This window comes from Plantactinospora sonchi (assembly GCF_036422035.1).
GTDB classification, from domain to species: domain Bacteria; phylum Actinomycetota; class Actinomycetes; order Mycobacteriales; family Micromonosporaceae; genus Plantactinospora; species Plantactinospora sonchi.
On sequence record NZ_JAZGQK010000016.1, the window covers coordinates 310,305 to 326,088 of the forward strand.

The following is a 15,784-nucleotide window of genomic DNA, read 5'->3' on the forward strand; positions in this document are numbered from 1 at the left end:
CGGTTGGCGGGACGCGATCGGGGGAATGTTCGGCCCGGCTCATTCGCGACCCAGGGGGTGCCCGTGCGGCAGTTTGCGACCACCGTCTCACCCGTCGTCGAGGCGTGGACCACGTACCGTAGCGGCGACGCGGCACAGTGGACGCCGCGTCGACTGCTCAAGGCCAAGGGGGAGAGCAGCGTCAGCGTGGTCATCCCGGCCCGTGACGAGGAGGCCACCGTCGGCGCGATCGTCGACACGCTGCGTCGACATCTGGTCGAGAGGACTCCGCTGATCGACGAGCTGATCGTCGTCGACTCCCGCTCCACCGACGGTACGGCCGAGGTGGCGACGGCCGCCGGTGCCCGGGTGGTCAGCCAGGACGAGATGACCCGCGGGCTGCCCCGACTTGACGGCAAGGGCGACGCGCTCTGGGCCGGCCTCGCCGCGGCCAGCGGCGACGTCGTCGCGTTTGTCGACGCCGACCTGCGACGCTTCTCACCCCGGTTCGTCACCGGGCTGCTCGGCCCGCTGCTCACCGACCCCACGGTCGCGTTCGTCAAGGGCTTCTACCACCGCCCGCTGGTCGGTGCGGCCGGCGTCGAGCCCGACGGCGGCGGCCGGGTCACCGAGCTGATGGCCCGCCCGCTGCTCAGCCTCTTCGTCCCCGAGCTGGCCGGCTTCGTCCAGCCGCTCGCCGGCGAGTACGCCGGCCGCCGCGCCGTCCTGGAACAGATCCCGTTCGTCTCCGGGTACGGCGTCGAGATCGCCATGCTGATCGACCTGATCGACCTCGTCGGCCTGGACGCCCTCGCCCAGGTCGACCTCGGCGAGCGTCTGCACCGGCACCAGGACACCGAGGCGCTCGGTCGGATGTCGGCCCAGATCCTCTACACCGTCTGGTCCCGGCTGCACCGCCGTGGCCTGGTCACCGAGCCGCTACCGCCGTCCGGCGTACTCACCCAGTTCCGGCGCGGCGGCGAGCACGTCCTGCCCAACCTCGACCGGGACATCGTGGTCACCGACGTCGCCGTCGCCGAACGGCCACCGCTGGCCAGCATGGACGAGCGGATCCGTAACCGGTGGAACCGGCTGCGGGCCCGTACCCCCAGCCGGGCCGGACTGGCGGTCGGCGCATGAGCCTCACCGTCCTGGTCAACGCCGGGCCGTGGCTGCCGGTGCCGCCGAAGGGCTACGGCGGAATCGAGAACATCGTCGCGACCCTCGTCCCCGAACTGCGCCGGCTCGGGGTCCGGGTGGTCCTCGGCACCGTCGACAGCAGTGAACTCCCGGTCGACGAGAAACTCGCCGTCTTCGCCGAGGGACAGTTCGGCCACCTACAGCGTCCGTACAACCAGGCGTGTGGGATCGTGCAGAGCCACCTGCACGCGGTCGTCCGCCGGGTCCGGGACGGCGGCGACATCGACCTCGTACACGACCACGTGGAGGCGGCCGGGCTGGCCACCCTCGCCGCGCTCGGCCCGGACGCCCCGCCGGTGCTGCACACCCTGCACTGGGACCTCGCCAAACACCCCGAGCTGTACGGCGGCTTCGACGGCGGCGACCGGGTACGGGTCAACGGCGTCTCCGCGTCCCAGCTCGCCCGCGCCCCGAAGGCGTTGCGTGACCACTCGGTCGGGCACGTGCACCTCGCCACCCCGCTGGCGGTCGACGCCGAACGGCGGCTCGCCGACCGGGGTGGGGCCGCGGCCAAGGGCCGGCACGTGGTGGTCCTCGGCCGGATCAATCCCGGCAAGGGGCAGGACCTCGCCGCCCGGCTCGCCCACCGGGCCGGTTTCGACCTGGTCCTGGCCGGGCCGGTCGGCCCGTACCAGCAGCCGGCCGAGTTGGCCGCCGCCGAGCACGACCCGGTCGCGGCGGCGAACCCGGACGTCCGGTTCTGGCGGGAGCGGGTCGCCCCGTACGTCGACGGCGAGCGGGTCCGGTGGATCGGGACCGTCGCCGGCCGGGACCGCGACGACCTGGTCGCCAGCGCCCGGGTGTCGCTGTTTCCGCTGCGTTGGGCGGAGCCGGGCGGCACCGCCGTGGTCGAGTCCCTGGCGCTGGGTACCCCGGTCGTCGGCCTCGCCGAGGGCTGCCTGCCGGAACTTGTCGTCCACGGCGACACCGGCCTGCTCACCACCGACGAGGAGACCCTCGCCGACCTGGTCAACTGGGCCGGTGAGATCGACCCGCGCCGGTGCGCCGCCGAAGCCGCCCGCCGGTTCACCCCGGCGGTGATGGCCGAGTCGTACCTCACCCTCTACGAGCGGGTGAGGAAGGGCCCCTTGTTATCGCTTTCTGAGGTGAAAGGGCCCCTTCTTAACGCCTGACGCCCAACGCCCGCCGGTGGGTTCGGTGCGGAGCGGTTCAGGCCGGGGCGTACGGACTGAACTGGATGCCGGCGAGCCGCCAGCCGTCCGGCAGTTCCACCCACACCTGGCTCAGCCGGACGGTCAGCGTCATCGTCTCGCCACGCCAGGTGGCCCGGCTGCGTTGGACGCAGCGGACGATCGCGGCGCGGTCGTAGCGGCGTACGTCCAGCTCGGTCGTTTCGAGCGAGAGGTAGCCGAAGTCGGCGTGCCGCTCGATCCACTGCCGCTTGTCGAGTGAGAAGCCCTGCTCGCCGATGGAGACGAAGTCATCGGCGAGCAGGGCTTCCAACCGTTCGGTGTCGGCGCGCAACTCGGCGTCGTCGAACGCCTGCCGCAGCTCGCGGATGGTGTCGGTTGTCACGTGGTGCTCCCGTCGGTGTAAGCCCGTCGTTCGACGGTGGTCCCGGCGCCGCTGCCGGTCAGATCGAGACGAGCAGTTTGCCGGTGGTGTGCCGGCGGACGAAGTCGACGCATGCCTGAGCGCCCTCGTCGAGGGTGTACCGGCGGCCGATGGTGGCCGGAAGCGCGCCGCGCACGGCCAGCTCGCCGACCTCGCGCATGCCGCCGAGAGTGCCGTCCATGTCCAGCACGAAGCGCAGGTCGACGTCGTCGCGGCCGATCCACTCCTGTTCCGGGACGGGATAGGTGATCGTGAGGAGGCGTCCGCCGGGGCGTACGGCGCGGGCCACGCCGACGAGCTGGTCGCTCGGCAGCGTCAGGTTGACCGCGACGTCGACGTCGGCGGGGTACCCGGATTCGGCGTACCCGATGGTCCGTTCGGCGCCGAGCGTGCGCAGCAGGTCGGCGTCGGCGTCGGTCGAGGTGGCGATCACCCGCGCCCCCGTACCGGCCAGCAGCGGGACCAGCGCGGTGCCGACGCCGCCGGTCGCGCCGACGACCAGGACCGTTTCCCCGGCCTGGACCTCGCCGGTGGTGATCAGCGCCCGGGCGGTCAGGCCGACGGTGGGCAGGGCGGCGGCCTGGGCGACGTCGAGGCCGGCCGGGCGGTGCGCCAGGAACGGGGTGTCCGCCTCGAAGACGGCGTACTCGGCCAGCGAGCCGGTGCTCAGCGACGGCCGGGTCGCGCCGGCCATCGCGCGCAGCGCCCGGGGTACGGCCTGGCCGAAGATCTCGTCGCCCACCTGGTACGCCGTCACGCCGGCGCCGACCTCGCTGACCGTGCCGGCGAAGTCGTTGCCGGGCACGTGTGGGAACTCCAGCGGTACGACGTCGCGGAAGTCGCCGCTGGGCAGCCGGACGTCCGCCGGGTTGATCGAGGCGGCGGCGATCCGGACCTGGATCTGCCCCGGTCCGGGCCGGGGGACCGGCACCTCGGCCACCGTGTACTCCTCGGGTGGTCCGTAGCCGGTCACGACAACTGCCTTCATGGGTATCCTCCGGTTAAACGGACCGTGCGGTCAGGTTTCCTGGGCCACGGTAGCGATAAGCGGACCGCCCGGTCAACTTGTTAGGGTGACGTCCGTGACCTCGCCCCGCCCGCTCCGCGCCGACGCCGCCCGCAACCGCGAGCTGCTGCTGGCCGCCGCCGCGGACGAGTTCGCGGAACGCGGGCTGGACGCCTCGGTCGCCGACATCGCCCGCCGGGCCGGCATCGGCAAGGGCACCGTGTTCCGGCACTTCGCCACCAAGGACGATCTGCTCGCCGCCATCGTCGTCGACCGGATCGCCGCGCTGAACGGTGTCGGCGAGCGACTGCTCGACGCGGCGGACCCCGGCGCCGCCCTGCTGGAGTTCCTCACCGCCGCCGCGCACCAGCGACAACAGCGCGACCTGTCGTTCCTGCAGGAGGCCGGCGACCTGAGCGAAGAGGTCACCAGCCTGCGCACCCGGATGTTCCACACCGTGCACCGGCTCGTCGACCGGGCCCGCGAACACGGCGCCATCCGGGCCGACGTCACCGGCGCCGACGTCATCCTGCTGATGTGCGCGCCCAACCACGTCGTCAGCTATGTGCCGGACGCCCCGCCCGACCTGTGGCGGCGCTACCTCGCCATCATCTTCGACGGCCTACGCCCGGAGGGCGCCCACCCACTGCCCCAACCGCCGCCGGACGGCTACGGAGAACGGGTCCAGTCCAGCGCGAGGTAGGCGCCGTACCAGGCGGAGAAGGCGGTCAGCAGCGCGAACACCACCAGCACCGTCACCCGTCGACGGGCGGCCACCAGCGCGTACGCCACGGGCAGCAGCAACGGGAACGCCGGCACCATCAGCCGGGCCTTCGCGTAGTAGAAGCCGGCACCCCCGACCGCGAGCGCGACCACCACCGCGGCGTACACGACCAGCGGCCACGGCACCCGTTCGGCGACCAGCAGCACCAGCAGCGCCACGCCGAGCAGCATCACTCCGGTGGTGACGTACATGGCGAGGCCCTGCGGCTCGGTCAACACCTTCCGCAGCTCGCGGAGGGTCCAGGCGCCGCCGTCGTACGACATTCCCCACGCCTCGGACTGGACCCGGAAGTAGCCGTCGACCTGCCCCATCCGGTGTCCGACCCAGGCGATGTACCCGACCAGCCCGAGCGGCGCCAGCACCCCCGCCACCCAGGGACGCCAGCCGTCCCGACGGCGGATCACGGCGAACAGGGCGGCCAGCCCGACGGCGACCGTCACCGCCCCGCCGGTCGGCCGGGTGAGGCCGGCCAGCAGGCAGAGCACCCCGGCCGTCACCCACTGCCGGCGCAGTACGCACACCAGCGACCACGCCGCCAGCGCGGTGAACAGCGTCTCGGTGTAGCCCATCGACTGCACGAGCGCGTGCGGGATCACGGCCCAGAGGCCGGCCAGCACGATCCCGGTACGCCGGTCGCGCAGCTGCGAACCGACCGCGTACAGGCCCCAGGCGGCGGCGAGTCCGGCCGCCCAGGAGAGCAGGATGCCGGCGGTCCGTACGCCACCGGGCAGCACCGGGTCGACGAGCGCGATCAGCCCCGGAAAGAGCGGGAAGAACGCCAGGTTGGTCAGCGGGAGCTTGCCGTCCGGCCGGGCGACGATGGCGTGCTCGTAGCCGTCGGTGACGATCCTGCCGTAGTGGATGGCGTCGTACGCCCCGAGCAGTTCACCGAGCGGGCGTCCCGCGTCGGTGGCGAAGATCCAGAGCACCAGCAGGGCGAACGCCCGCAGCCCGGCGTACAGGGCCAGCGCGGGCCAGGCCGCCCGGACCGCGACGCCGAGCCGCGCCCACGCCGTCCCCACGGCGGACCGTCGACCCATCCGCTGACCGGCCCGATGCTCGGTCGACACACCGCTGCTCGCCACGGCACCTCCGCCACCCGTCCGGCCGCCAGCCTGGCGTCCCGGCCCGCGTCGATCGCGGAGTGTACGGGAGAGGCGGGGGCACCTCACATTCCCGCTGTCGTGGCGGAGCACGGCGACGCGCTGCGCCGGACTGCCCACCGTGGCGCTGGGTCGGTTAGTGTTCCGTTGACTACCCGCCCCGCCCGCCGCGCACCGGACCGGACAGGGCCGGGGCAGGGGTGACCACGCAGGCCGAGGCGGGTTGGGGGCAGGGTGGGACTGTCAGCCACATTCGGGCGGGCGGTCGCCGCCCACCGGCAGGCCCGGGCACACCTGGACGCCGCCCGACGGGCGCTCGCCGCACTCCGACCCCCGCCCGACACCGGAGAGGCCGCCGACACCGTCGACCGGCTCCGCCGGGTCGGCGAGGCGGTCACCGCCGAACCCGAACCGGCCCGGTTCTTCGCCGGCCCGCTGCCGGTCCGGCTCGGTTGGGCAGACACCGTCGACGGCGACTTCCCGGCCGTCGTACCGCTGTCCGGCGGCACCCACCTGGCGATCGACACCGACGCCCGGCACCCGGCGGTCGCCGCGCTGCTGCGTAGCCTCGTCGTCCGGTTGCTGGCCGCCGCACCACCCGGCTCGGTCCGGGTCTCCGCACTGGACAGTGCCGCGCTCGGCGCCACGTTCCTGCCACTGCGGTCCCTCGTCGACGCCGGGGTGCTGCAGCCACCCGCCACCACCGACGCCGAGATCGCCGAACAGCTCGACGCCGCCGAACGGCACGCCCGGGCGGCCCAGCACCACAGCACCGGCACCCCCGAACTGCTGCTCCTGGTCGCCGCCTCGGCACCGGAGGGCCGCGACCTGCACCGGCTCGCCGCGCTCACCCATGCCGGGCCGACCGCCGCGATCTGCGTACTCGTCGCCGGTCATCCACCCCGGGCCGCCGGGCTCACCCCGCCACCGTTGGGCGCCACCACCGCCGTCCGGCTCGACCCCCAGGGGTACGCCTGGATCGGCGACCCGCCCGGACACCCGTACAGCTCCGACGGCAGCGGACTGTCCGCCCCGGTACGCCTCGACGCCGACCCGCCGCCGCACCTCGTCGCCGCCCTCGCCGACCGGCTCGGCGAACTGCACCGCCGCGAGTCGGAGTTCGGCTTCCCGGACCTGCTGCCCGCCCAGCCGTGGGCCGAGTCGTCCGGCAACGGGCTGCGGGCGATCGTCGGCCGTACCGGCCGCGACCCGGTGATCTGCGCCTTCGACGACCAGACCCCGCACTGGCTGATCGGCGGCCGGACCGGCTCCGGCAAGACGGTCTTCCTGCTGAACGTCCTCTACGGACTCGCCGCCCGCTACTCGCCCGACGAACTCTCCCTCTATCTGCTCGACTTCAAGGAGGGGGTCAGCTTCTCCGAGTTCGTGCCGACCGGCCACGACCCGTCGTGGATCCCGCACGCCCGGGCCGTCGGCATCGAGTCCGACCGCGAGTACGGCGTCGCCGTGCTCCGCGAACTGCGCCGAGAACTCAACCGGCGGGCGTCGGCGCTGAAGCGGCACGGCGTGACGAAGCTGGCCGACCTGCCCCGGGACGGCAAACCCGTACCCCGGATCGTCGCCGTCATCGACGAGTTCCACGTCCTGTTCGCCGGCAACGACGCGGTCGCCCGGGAGGCGGTCGCCCTGCTGGAGGAACTCGCCCGCAAGGGCCGCTCGTACGGCATCCACCTGGTGCTGGCCAGTCAGAGCATGACCGGCATCGAGGCCCTCTACGGCAAGACCGACTCGATCTTCGGCCAGTTCCCGCTCCGGGTCGCGCTGCCCGGGGGCAACGGGGTGCTCGACAAACTCAACGAGGCCGCCGGCGCACTGCCGATCGGCTCGGCGATCATCAACCTGTCGGCCGGCATCGGCGGCGCGAACACCGTCATCCAGTTCCCGGACGCACACGCCAGCGCCGCCGAGGTCGCCGCGCTGCGGCACGAGCTGTGGCAGGCCCGTCGGCCCGCCTCCCGCCCACCCGCTGTCTTCAAGGGCTACGAGTCGGCGCACGTCGACGACGACCCGACGTACCGGGGACTGGTGGCCGGCGGACGACGGCCGCTCGCCCTGGTCGGCCGGACCGTCGACGTCGACCTCACCTCGGCGCTGTTCCCGCTCGACGCCACCCCCGGCCGGCACCTGGCGATCGTCGGCACCTCCCCGGTCGGGGCGAGCGTGTTGCACGCCGCCACCGTCAGCCTGGCCCGCCAACATCCGCCGGGCAGCGCCCGGTTCCTGGTCGCCCCGCTGGTCGCGGTCGCCGACGAACTCGCCGAGTCCACGATCGACGAACTGACCGGCAGCGGCCACCCGGTCACCCGGCTCGACGCCGCCGGACTCCGCGACGAGCTGCGCAAACTCGCCGGCCAGTCGACCGACGGACCGGCCCGCACCTTTGTCGTCGGGTTCGGCATGGACGGCGCCAGCGGCGCGCTCGCCGTCCGGGACGAGAACTTCCGGTCCGGTCTCGACGACCTGCAGGCGGTGCTCCGGCAGGGCCCGGCACACGGTGTGCACCTGCTCGGCTGGTGGCGTGGGCTGCGGCGGCTCTCCGACGACATCGGCGGATCCAGCAACCGGGACGACGTCGCCTGCCTGGTGGCGCTGAACGTCACCGGCGGGGAACTCGGGATGTACCTCGGCCAGCACGACCTGGCGTACACCCCGAGGGCGAACCGGGCGCTGCTGGTCGACCGGCACGACCAGCGGACCCGGCTGATCGTGCCGTTCGTCAGCCGGGGTTACGAGCCGGACGACGAGGGAGACTGAGGTGGCAAGCTTCGCCGAGTACGCCGCACTGGCCCGGCACCTGCACGACCTGCACCGCGCGGGCGCGCAGGCCGACGCCCGGCTCGCCGAGCAGCGGGGCAGCGCCGGAGCGGTGGCCGACCGGCTCGACCAGCGGCTCGCCGCCCAACAGCACCGGTTGGCGGCGATCGGCCAGGCGATCGGCGCGTCGATGCCGCCGCCGGCACCGGTCGGCCCGCCCGCTCCGTTCGGCCCGCCCGGCCCACCGCCACCGTCTCCGTCGGCTCCGGTGTCGGGGCAGCCGACACCGCCCGCGCCCCGGCAACCGACCCGGGGTGGCGGGTACGCCCCACCCGCCCCGCACACTCCGCCCGGACACGTCGCGCCGGCGGCCGGCGGTACGCCGTACCCGGAACTGGCCGCCAATCCGGCGCGGCGGGCCCTGCCGTCGGTGAGCGGCGCGGACCACGGCGGTCATGTCCCCGGTCAGCGCGCGCCGGCCGATCCGGCGCCCACGGCGGTGTCGGCGGGCTGGTCGGCCGATCCGCACCGCGACCTGGAACTGGCCCGACAGGCCGCCGACGGGGCCGACGCGATCATCGTCCAGGTGGAGACGATGGCCCAGCAGCCGCCGCTGCTGCCGACGCTGTCCCCGCTGCGCCGGGCGTTCGCCGTCTACGGCAGCTGCGCCGCCGTGCTCGCCATCACCATCTGGATCATCCTGACCGTGGTCGAGTTCCGGACCGCTACCAGCAGCTTCGACAAGGCCGCGAGCGCGTTCGGAGTCTTCGCCTGGAGCTGCGCCGGGCTGCCGGCAATGGCGTTCTTCATCGGGTACACGGTGCTCAACCTCTGGGGCAAGCCCCGGATCGTCGCCGGGCGACCGGCCGCGTACGCCCGACTCGGCTTCCTGATCTGCTTCCTCGCCTCGCCGGTCGCCTTCCTGATGTACTACTTCGTCGCCGGCTGATCTGTCCGCCACCACGGGTCCGCCCGGCGGTCCAGCTCGGGGCAGGGGAGAGTTTCCGGGCGATCGAGTCTGGCGACGGCCTACCGCAACGGCGTGCGGACCCGGGCTCGCACGTGCTCCAGACCCTCGTCGCTGTCCTGAGGTGCCTCCGCCCAGGCGAGCACTTCTGCCACCTCCGAGAGCGGCAGGCCGAACTCTTTCCGCAGCGCGGCGCCGGCCTGGATGTACCGGCCGTCGGCATGGGTCCTGATCGCCCTCGCGAGGTCACCGATGTCGCCGCCCTCGTCGACGATCCGGCGAAGAAACGGCCGCCAGTCATCCCAGCTGATCAACGAGACCTCCCAGGAAGCGACAGGTGGGGCCGGACCGCTTTCACCGCCCCGGCCCCACCTTGTCAGATCTTCGGTACCCGTCGGATCAGAGGCCCGGCCGGTACCTCCGCTCGACGTGGCCCCGAAGGTCCTCGGGATAGAAGTAGACCGGCCGGAGGTTGCCGCTCGCGTACCGTTCGACCTGGTCGTCGAAGTGTGGCGAGTCGGGGTGCCCACTGGCGCCGCCCGCCGTCACCGCCCATGCTCGCACCCTCGGCCCGAACTCCACGACCGCCACGAAGCTGTTGCCGCTGGTGCCGTAGTAGCGCTTCGTACCCGGGTAGCGCCGCGCCCCGAACGAGGCGAGCGAGCCCCACTGCGCCGAGGTGAACGGCACCGGGCTGCTCGGCTTGTTGTCGTCGAAGGTCTGGGTGATCGCGCCGTCGTTGCGCTGGAAGCGGTTGATCTCGCCCCACGGCACCTGCCAGCTGCCGAAATCCTGGGTGAGTCGGGCTGTCGCCTCGCCGAGCGCGGTGAGCCGTTGCGCGTCGGTGGCCCGCTCGGCGAGGTAGTCCCACATCGACATGCCGGCGTCCCGGGCCGCCTGGGACAGCGGTGCCCAGAGTGCCTCGCCCCAGAACACGGCGAGCGAGGTCGCGGTCGAGTCGGCGGCCCAGCGGTAGTCCCAGCCGCGCAGCAGGGCGATCGGGTCGGCGAGCGCCGCCTTCCGCTGGTCGCTTTCGGGCAGGGTGTCCCAGGCCGCGAGCAGCTGCGGTACGAGCCGGGCGAAGGCGGTGAGGTAGCGGTCGAAGGCGGCCTCGATCAGCGTCTGCGGGGTGAACCGGCGGCGGGCGGTCAGCACCCGGATCGCCTGCGGCCCGCGCGGGTTCTCCCCGGCCTGGTCGAAGTAGCGCGGATAGTCGGCGGCGTCGGGGCTGTCCGGGCCGGCCGCGGTCCACGGCCAGTTGTTGGTGTTGAACGTCCAGCCGTTTCTCGGGTTCACCGCCTGCGGCAGGCTGGCGAGGCTGTGCAGCCCGCGCCAGTCGGTCGCCGGGTCGCTGCCGTCGACCGGCCGGCGGTAGTCGAAGCGGTCGTCCCGGATCGGCATGAACTGCGGCATCAGGAACGCGATGCCGCCCTTCGAGTCCGCGAACAGCGTGTTGTTGGAGCTGTTCGCCTTGAAGTCCGACACCCGACGGAAGCCCGCGTAGTCGCGCGCCTTGGTCCGCAGGTAGCTCTGCTGGAGCGCCTCGACGGGCTTGTTCATCAGCGCGAACGCGATCCACTTCCCGTCCGCCTCGCGCACGATCGGCCCGTGGTGGGTGGCGAGAGTGGTGAAACTCCGCTTCGCCTGCCCACCGTCCGCGGTGCGGTACGACAACGTGATCGTCTTCGTCGTCACCGGCCGGAGCTTGTCGCCGTAGCGGTAGAAGTGGCTGCCGTCCGCCTTCGTCACGATCGTCTCGGCGAACTCGTCGACGTTGTCGACGCCGCTGGAGGTGTGCATCCAGCCGGCGTCGGAGTTGAAGCCCTGGTAGATGAAGAACTGTCCCCAGGTCGCCGCGCCGTAGACGTCCAGCCCCTCGTCGCTCGTCACGTGCTGCTCGGAGCGGAAGAAGAAGCTGGTGTGCGGGTTGATCAGCAGCAGCGCGTGGCCGTCCCGGGTGTGGCTCGGCGCGATCGCGATGCCGTTCGAACCGGACGGCTCCCGGAAGACCAGCCCACGCTCCTCGTCGGTCATCTCGATGCTGCGGTTGGTGTAGAACGCTTCGAGCTGGGTGAGCACCACCCGTTCGATGTCGCCGCCGATGCTGCCCTCGGAGAAGCTCAGCGGCATCCACGGCTCGAACCGGGTGAGTACCCGGGGGCGTACCTCAGGATGGGTCGCGAGGTAGTAGTTGAGGCCGTCCGCCCACGCCTGCATCAGCGTGCGCAGCCAGGTCGGGCACTTCGCGTACTCCCGTTTCAGCAGCCCGGGGTCGATGAAGAGCCGCTGGCGGAGATCCTGCCAGATCGCGGTCTCGCCCTCTGCCTCGGCGAGCCGGCCGAGGCTGACCAGGTAGTTACGCTCGATCCGGTTGAAGTCGTCCTCGGCCTGGGCGTACATCATCCCGAACACCGCGTCGGCGTCGGTCTTCCCGACGACGTGCGGAATGCCCCAGTCGTCGCGGGTGATCGTCACCCGCGCGGCCTGCTTGCGCCAGCGGGCGAGTTCGGGCGTGTTCTTTCCGCCATGCCGAGCGGGTGCGGCGGACGCGACGCCGGACGGCAGTCCTGCCGTGACGACGGCGGCTCCGGCGGCGAGTCCGGCCGCGCCGCCGAGGATGCGGCGTCGGCTCAGCCCGGTTTCCTGGGTGTGGTCCATCGGATGGTCCACCTTCCTTGAGGGGCAAGGATCGTGCGGGTCAGGCGATCCGGTGGGACCGCGCCCTGTGGGCGCCCCGCCATGTCCGTCGGCCCCTCGGCCCGAGCGGCGACGCCTGCGGCCGCCGGACCTGCCGGGAAAGGCCGAGGTCAGCGCCGGGTCGTCCGGCGCGTCCAGCCGGGGGTACGGCGAACATCAAGATCGTCTTGATCGTCACCCTAGGGGAAAGCGCTGCACTGTGGAACCGCTCCGATGACGAATATTTCGATCATGGCGGGGTTTGGTCGGAGTCGTCCGTCCGTACGGCGCTGGCCGTCTTCTCCCGCCACACGCCCGCGAAACCGAAGTGGGAGCGCATCGCCGATGCCCGTTGCTCCTGCTGCCCGGCAAGCCGGTCAGGCACGGAACGCGTTGAGCACCAGCGTCGCGTACCGGTGCCAGACACTCGGGTCGTTCTCCTGGAGCGCGATCAGCTGACGGGCCGCGCCGCAGAGGATGATCCGCACGTCGCGTACGCCTACGTCAGGCCGTACCTGACCGGTGCTGGCGGCGTTCTGCAGCAGCAGTCCGATGAGGTCGAGCAGCTTTCCCGCCGACGGTAGGCGCGCCTCGGCGAAGGCGGTGGCCAGGCCACGGTTGCGGGCCAGTTCGTCGAAGAGGGCCTGGACGTATTCGCGCAGGCCGCGGTACGCGTCCGGTGCGGCCAGCGCCTGTCGTGCCCGAACTTCCAGCCGGTTGAAATGCTCACCGGCAACAGCCGCCACGAGGTCTTCCTTGGTCGGATAGCTGCGGTAGACGGTGGCACGTCCGACGCCCGCCCGAGCGGCGACCTGGGGCACCGTCACCCCGAGGCCGTGCTCGGCGAACAACTCCTGGGCCGCGGCGACGACCAGCTGCTGGTTACGGCGCGCGTCGGAGCGCCGGTGCGGGTGCGCAGCACTGGCGGATCCCGGCTCTGTCACCGTGTCAGCGTCCCACACGTCCACTGCCGTTCAGGCCGTCTCGGCGTCGAGCTTGGTCACCGTCTCTTCGCCGTAGACCCGGGTTACCGGTACCCGCAGCACGGTGCTGACCCGACCGAAGGTCCAGTAGTAACCGACGACCTGGATGACCTCGACGATCTCACGCTCACTGAGGTGCTCACGGGCCTCGGCGAACAGCTCGTCGCGCACGGTCGGCCGCTGCGCGATTTCGGCGGTGAGACGCATGACCAGGCTGTCGTACGCGGTGAGGCTCGGATCGGTGAGCCGGCGCTCTCTGATGAGCCGGAGGGTCTCGTCGCTGATGCCGGCTGCCCGGGCCATCGGCACGTGCTGGGCGGTGACGAAGGTGCAGCCGGTGTACTCGGCGGTCGTGAGGACGACCAGTTCCCGCGTTCGTTCGGGCAGTTCGAGCGCGGTGAACAGGGTCCGGGCGAACTGGATGAACGGCTTCACCGTGCCGGTCGAGTGGGTGAGCATCCTGACCTGCGGGTCGGGCGGCAGCGCGCTGAGGAAGGTGCTGACCTCCGGGGGGATGGTCGCCGGGTCCGGATCCGGCAGCCGTGGGCCTCCCGAGCTGGGGTTCTCCTCGATGTCGACGCCCGTCTCACCGAGTTCGGCGAAGCGGCCGTCCGGCGCGAACCGGCCGAACACGACGACCTCCTTCTGGGCTGTCGTGCCGTCGTTCATCGTGATCCGGTAGCGGTGCCGCTCCGCGTACCGGTCGCCGTCGACCACCTCGTCGAGCACGGTGACCGTGCCCCCGCGGATCTGGCCGCGGATGGCGACGACCATCTGACGGAACGCCGCCCGGTCCAGCTCCCGGCCTTCGGACCGGTGGACGTAGCCGGGGGCGTAGTACCTGTCGAGCGCCGTGTCGAGGTCCTCGGTCGGGTCGAGGGCCACAGCGAGGAGTGCGTCGCTGATGCGTACGTGGGTCATGTGTCATCTCCGGTAAGTGGACTCGCGTGTCCGCTAAACCGTAGCGGACACGCGAGTCCGCTTACTAGTGGACTGCGTCACAGTCCGTTACTGGGCGACATCCTCGCGCTATCGGGCCAGGCCTACGACAGGGGCTTCGGGCAGTCGCCAGAAAGTGCTTTTGACCTGGGCGCATGGGCGTCGCCGACGTGATTCAGGGGTGACGATGGGACGGGTGCGGCCCGTCAGTGAGCATGGAGTTACTGAGACAACATGACACCGACACCGACACCGACATCCACACCGACCACCGAGATTCCGGCGTTCGCCCCGCTGCTGGAGCAGGTCGCGGCCCGGCAGGGCGGCGCGTCCGGAGCGGTGATCATCGCGGACGCGTTCCATACGCAGGTCGCCCACGCCAGGGCCGTCGCGGCTGCCGGCGGGCACCTCTGCGTGTCGATCCAGGCCAACCGCACTCGGGCCCGTCCGGACGAGGTCGACCTCGAGATTTGCAGCGGTCAGGAAGCGGTCCAGTTCGGCGCCTCCCGAGCCACCTCGGGACCGGGATCCTTGGAGCGGACGACGGGACTCGAACCCGCGACCCTCACCTTGGCAAGGTGATGCGCTACCAACTGCGCTACGTCCGCGTACCGGAACAACCTAGTAGATCGATACCGGCGGAATTCCAGCCGGGTCGGAATGCGGCGACCCGACACAACGGATCCTCCGATCACGGTCGGATCTGGTCGGAGCCGTCCGGCTGCTCGCCGCTGTCAGTCTGCTCGGCGTCGTGCGACTGCTCGGTGTCGCGCGTCTGTCCGGTGTCGTCGTCCGCCTGCCTGGTCTCGCCGGTCTGCCTAATCTCGCCGGTTTGTTCGGTGTCGGCTGTCTGTTCGGTGTCGGCCTCGGCGGCGGTCAGGAAGCGGTCCAGTTCAGCGGGGAAGAGGCCCTCGTCGGCGAGCAGCGCGACCAGCAGCAGCGTTTGGGCGGCAACCGATGCACTGTCTCCTGGGGACAAGCTGCCCTCGACCTTGCAGCTCTGCCAGGTCTACCGGGTGTCCTCGATCGTCGTCCGCAACGCGATGATCACGCTCAAGGCGGAGGGTCTGGTCGTTGGAGTGCCAGGCGTCGGAGTCTTCGTGGCCGAGCGCTGACGCCAAATCGTGCACGCGTCATGCCCCACCGGAAGGCGCGTGTGGATCAGATCGCCTACCGGCTCCCGGCGTCCGAACGGTTGACCCGTCAGGTCGGCGAGGAGCCATCCAGTTGGTTTGCACGACGCAGTAGCTTCTCGGCGTACTCGTCCCAGTCGGGCCCGTGGAAGTCGAGATCCGCGGCGGCTGCACGCAGAAGCTCAACATCGTCGGGCCGCTGCAAACACGCCAGGCGGAAAGCGAGGTTCCTCGCCCAAACCGGAAGGTCGCCCGTGAGGTCAGGGATGGTCTCGCGGATCATCACCATGATCGTGTCAGCGTCCGCAAAGGTTAGCGCCTCGATGAATTCCCAGGTGGCCTCGTTCATATGGTTCCCCGGGCGCTCGGGATGTTCCGGATCAGCGCAGAGGTCGACGGCAAGCTCGGTGAGGCTTTTCACGAGCGGATCATCCCACCGCCGACCCTCGGCGGGGCCCTGCCCCCTACCTCGACCTCTCTCCGAGACCCCAAGGGGTTTCCTCGGCCGAGCACCCAAGGACTGCCCGGGAACCTCGGCCGGGTCAAGGCCAGACCGCTACGCGGTCGCCTCCGGAGAGATCCGGTTTAGCGCCCGGTCTGGTTGTGATTGGCGAAGGGGTGATCGACCGACCGGAAGCCTGGTATCCGGTCGGGATCACGCCCG

The 15,784-nt window shown here is 71.6% G+C and carries 15 protein-coding genes and 1 tRNA gene; 6 read left to right on the plus strand and 10 right to left on the minus strand.

The window, feature by feature from the left end; translation table 11 throughout:
• Nucleotides 1-63 precede the first annotated feature (63 nt).
• Both V1633_RS19860 and V1633_RS19865 read left to right on the plus strand, forming a co-directional pair.
• Complete coding sequence (locus tag V1633_RS19860) at nt 64-1,119, plus strand: glucosyl-3-phosphoglycerate synthase (RefSeq protein WP_331215848.1); 1,056 nt, start codon at nt 64-66, stop codon at nt 1,117-1,119.
• Nucleotides 1,116-2,312: a glycosyltransferase gene (locus V1633_RS19865; protein WP_331215849.1), complete on the plus strand. Its 1,197-nt coding sequence runs from the start codon at nt 1,116-1,118 to the stop codon at nt 2,310-2,312. Before V1633_RS19860 ends, V1633_RS19865 begins: the two co-directional genes overlap by 4 nt.
• 37 nt (nt 2,313-2,349) lie before the next feature.
• Here the strand turns inward: V1633_RS19865 and V1633_RS19870 are convergent, their stop codons facing one another.
• Both V1633_RS19870 and V1633_RS19875 read right to left on the minus strand, forming a co-directional pair.
• Nucleotides 2,350-2,715 (minus strand): nuclear transport factor 2 family protein, encoded by a 366-nt coding sequence (locus tag V1633_RS19870; RefSeq protein WP_331215850.1) that lies wholly within the window; start codon nt 2,713-2,715, stop codon nt 2,350-2,352.
• Between the two features lie 58 nt (nt 2,716-2,773).
• A complete protein-coding gene (locus V1633_RS19875) occupies nt 2,774-3,742 on the minus strand; it encodes an NADP-dependent oxidoreductase (RefSeq protein WP_331215851.1) in 969 nt (322 codons plus the stop codon).
• Nucleotides 3,743-3,836: 94 nt separating this feature from the next.
• Between V1633_RS19875 and V1633_RS19880 the strand changes: the two genes are divergently transcribed.
• On the plus strand, nt 3,837-4,463 hold the full coding sequence (locus tag V1633_RS19880) for a TetR/AcrR family transcriptional regulator (RefSeq protein ID WP_331215852.1): 627 nt from the start codon (nt 3,837-3,839) through the stop codon (nt 4,461-4,463).
• Here V1633_RS19880 and V1633_RS19885 read toward each other — a convergent pair.
• Nucleotides 4,430-5,629, minus strand: a complete 1,200-nt coding sequence (locus V1633_RS19885) for a glycosyltransferase family protein (RefSeq protein ID WP_331215853.1) — start codon at nt 5,627-5,629, stop codon at nt 4,430-4,432. The two genes, V1633_RS19880 and V1633_RS19885, sit on opposite strands and share 34 nt — an antisense overlap.
• Nucleotides 5,630-5,881: 252 nt before the next feature.
• Between V1633_RS19885 and V1633_RS19890 the strand changes: the two genes are divergently transcribed.
• Complete coding sequence (locus tag V1633_RS19890; protein ID WP_331215854.1) at nt 5,882-8,422, plus strand: FtsK/SpoIIIE domain-containing protein; 2,541 nt, start codon at nt 5,882-5,884, stop codon at nt 8,420-8,422.
• A 1-nt stretch (nt 8,423) separates the two neighbouring features.
• Nucleotides 8,424-9,371: a hypothetical protein gene (locus tag V1633_RS19895; RefSeq protein WP_331215855.1), complete on the plus strand. Its 948-nt coding sequence runs from the start codon at nt 8,424-8,426 to the stop codon at nt 9,369-9,371.
• Nucleotides 9,372-9,451: 80 nt separating this feature from the next.
• Here the strand turns inward: V1633_RS19895 and V1633_RS19900 are convergent, their stop codons facing one another.
• The 6 genes from V1633_RS19900 to V1633_RS19925 form a co-directional block, all read right to left on the minus strand.
• Nucleotides 9,452-9,703, minus strand: a complete 252-nt coding sequence (locus V1633_RS19900) for a hypothetical protein (RefSeq protein WP_331215856.1) — start codon at nt 9,701-9,703, stop codon at nt 9,452-9,454.
• A gap of 85 nt (nt 9,704-9,788) precedes the next feature.
• Nucleotides 9,789-12,047 (minus strand): penicillin acylase family protein, encoded by a 2,259-nt coding sequence (locus V1633_RS19905; RefSeq protein ID WP_331215857.1) that lies wholly within the window; start codon nt 12,045-12,047, stop codon nt 9,789-9,791.
• Between the two features lie 395 nt (nt 12,048-12,442).
• Nucleotides 12,443-13,009, minus strand: a complete 567-nt coding sequence (locus V1633_RS19910) for a TetR/AcrR family transcriptional regulator (RefSeq protein ID WP_331215858.1) — start codon at nt 13,007-13,009, stop codon at nt 12,443-12,445.
• A 30-nt stretch (nt 13,010-13,039) separates the two neighbouring features.
• On the minus strand, nt 13,040-13,969 hold the full coding sequence (locus tag V1633_RS19915) for a carboxymuconolactone decarboxylase family protein (RefSeq protein ID WP_331215859.1): 930 nt from the start codon (nt 13,967-13,969) through the stop codon (nt 13,040-13,042).
• A gap of 550 nt (nt 13,970-14,519) precedes the next feature.
• Nucleotides 14,520-14,595, minus strand: a tRNA-Gly gene (locus tag V1633_RS19920).
• An 83-nt stretch (nt 14,596-14,678) separates the two neighbouring features.
• Entirely contained in the window at nt 14,679-14,966 is a 288-nt protein-coding gene (locus V1633_RS19925; RefSeq protein ID WP_331215860.1) for a hypothetical protein, read from the minus strand.
• Between the two features lie 37 nt (nt 14,967-15,003).
• Here V1633_RS19925 and V1633_RS19930 point away from each other — a divergent pair, with 37 nt between their 5' ends.
• A complete protein-coding gene (locus V1633_RS19930) occupies nt 15,004-15,102 on the plus strand; it encodes a hypothetical protein (protein WP_331215861.1) in 99 nt (32 codons plus the stop codon).
• Between the two features lie 88 nt (nt 15,103-15,190).
• Here the strand turns inward: V1633_RS19930 and V1633_RS19935 are convergent, their stop codons facing one another.
• Complete coding sequence (locus V1633_RS19935; RefSeq protein ID WP_331215862.1) at nt 15,191-15,541, minus strand: hypothetical protein; 351 nt, start codon at nt 15,539-15,541, stop codon at nt 15,191-15,193.
• Nucleotides 15,542-15,784 lie beyond the last annotated feature (243 nt).